Source organism: Shewanella sp. 11B5 (genome assembly GCF_002836795.1).
GTDB classification, from domain to species: domain Bacteria; phylum Pseudomonadota; class Gammaproteobacteria; order Enterobacterales; family Shewanellaceae; genus Shewanella; species Shewanella frigidimarina.
The window spans coordinates 1-2174 of record NZ_PJAP01001129.1 but is presented as its reverse complement, the minus strand read 5'-3'; the positions used below and the strand labels follow the sequence as shown (position 1 = coordinate 2174).

At 41.7% G+C, this 2174-nt stretch carries 3 protein-coding genes; 1 reads left to right on the top strand and 2 read right to left on the bottom strand.

Translation table 11 applies throughout. The features are described from left to right. Together CXF78_RS21095 and CXF78_RS21090 are read right to left on the bottom strand one after the other, a co-directional pair. The coding region (locus CXF78_RS21095; protein WP_102037861.1) for a DUF2057 domain-containing protein at positions 1-608 on the bottom strand (608 nt) is incomplete at its 3' end. Positions 609-687: 79 nt separating this feature from the next. Beyond that, entirely contained in the window at positions 688-1533 is an 846-nt protein-coding gene (locus tag CXF78_RS21090) for a pseudouridine synthase family protein (protein ID WP_102037860.1), read from the bottom strand. A gap of 181 nt (positions 1534-1714) precedes the next feature. Between CXF78_RS21090 and CXF78_RS21085 the strand changes: the two genes are divergently transcribed. Then, on the top strand, positions 1715-2174 hold a 460-nt coding region (locus tag CXF78_RS21085), incomplete at its 3' end, for a prolipoprotein diacylglyceryl transferase (RefSeq protein ID WP_145991613.1).

Here is a 2174-nt window from a genome sequence, read left to right as displayed (position 1 = left end):
TTATTAACCTGAGTGTCAGCGGTATTGTTACTTGCGGTAACCTCAGTCGTTATTGCGACTGGTACTATTGCTACTGGCATAATTGCTATTGGTACTACTGGTGCAGCAGTAGTTGTTTTTGAGGTGATACGTTTAGCTGATGCAATTGCAGCTATGGCACCAGATCCATTATATTGCGCGATTTCTTGAGCAAAATTACGGCCAATTTGTAAGCCTGATTTCATCAGTTTATCTTGAGTGAATACAATGCTTTTACCCGTATTGTCGGTTAACGTTATAGTAGGTTGATCATTAAATTGATTGGCGCGTGAGGCAGAGTTAATGGTCGGCAATGTGAGTTGATAGTTTTGCTCGCTGGCCTGAAAGCGCAAAATAACAACATCAGAAATAAAATTATTTTGGCTGCCATTATCTCGGTAACGGGCTTGATAGCGAAAAGCGATTTGTTGCATGTTATCGGGCATGCTTAAGTCCAGTTTTACACTAGATTGCTGTTGTGAGGCTTTACCATTAACTAATACCGTTTCGGCTCTGTCTGGCAGTTGTAAACTGGCGGCGATGCCCATAGGGCTAAGAGTAAGACAAAGTAACGCGATGATATGACGCATAGTGTGTGGTTCCATTGATGTTGATGAACAATATTGTTTGTTATGTGTAAGCACAATAATTGCTTATTTACTTCATTGCTTAATGGGTAATAAATGCTGGTCGGTAATGCTCTGGCAGTTCAAAGGTTTTTAGCGTGTTGCTTATTGGGCAAACAAAACGGAAAAAACACGATGTTAGTGCAAGGTCGGGCGAGTGCTCGTCGCCATTGCCATGCAAACGGTCGCCTACAACGGGGTGGCCTAGGCTAGCCATATGAATCCTAATTTGATGCTTACGACCCGTGTCTATTTTTACCTGTACCTTGGATTGATTCAACTCTGAGTTGTAGGTCAGTAAGGTGGCGTGGGATAACGCCGGTTTATTATCGACTGGAGTATTAATGGTAACGGGATTGCTCGGAAACTCACCTTCAACAATCACTTGATAGTACTTTTCTAATTCGCGAGTTTCAAACAGCTTAGCAATAGCGGCAGTGGCTTTTTTACTGTGTCCCAATACTAATAATCCGGTGGCAGCACGGTCTAGGCGATGAATAATAAAGGCATTGCGCTGTGGCTGCATATTTAATTCAGCATAGCGATTAATGGTGGTGTGATCGCTCCACTTTGAGCCCTGGCAACGCATACCATAAGGCTTGTACCAAATGCTGTATTCAGCTTCATCAAACAATAACTCAGCGGGTGTGACTTGTTCATCTAGAATGTATTGATTGTAATAAAGATGCAGCTTGTCACCCGCTTGCAAAGGTTTTTTTGCACGGCGAATACGATTAGTTTGTTTACCATGGCTGTGCCAAATAGCGCCTTTTTGCATAGCATCTTTCAATACTTGCTTACTCAGGCTACTGACTTGCGCCAATAGCTCAATGGCGTCAGTACTGTGCTCGGTAATATCAATATGGTATTCGGTTTTATCGGCCATCATTTGGTTAACTCTAACAATGCAGTTTATCAGCAGTAAATAACGCTAAATGTTACCTTATTTAGCGCTTCAATGTTGATTAGTTAATGAAACTTTCTCTTCGCTTAAGTATCTATGTATCATCTGTCGTAAAGTTGTTTTAGCATAACGCGACAAAACACCATATCAATCTGGAGTAGGTAACTTGGAACACATCGTTTGGGATTTTGATCCTATATTAGTCTCGTTTATGGGATTAACCGTACATTGGTACGGCGCGCTTTTTGCGTTGGCTATAGCCACTGGTTTTCAGGTGATGAAGCACTTTTACAAAAAAGAAGGCTTAGATGTTGAGTCTCTTGATAATCTATTAGTGTATTGCGTTATTGGCATTATTGTTGGGGCACGTTTAGCTCATTGTATTTTTTATGACCCTGGATACTACTTTGCTCATCCGCTGAAGATATTTGCGATCTGGGAAGGTGGGCTTGCCAGCCATGGCGGCGGGTTAGGAGCGATATTAGGTCTGTATTTTTACCAACGTAAAGTGAAGTTACCATTTTTGTTTTTACTCGATCGTTTAGCGATCGCGACAGCCATATTTGGCTTTTTTGTGCGTATGGCGAACTTTGCTAATTCAGAAATTTTGGGCGAACCCACTAATC

What these genes read in the sequence shown, in the direction of transcription:
- CXF78_RS21090 (WP_102037860.1), bottom strand. Translation starts at nt 1,533, where the DNA reads ATGATGGCCGATAAAACCGAATACCATATTGATATTACCGAGCACAGT.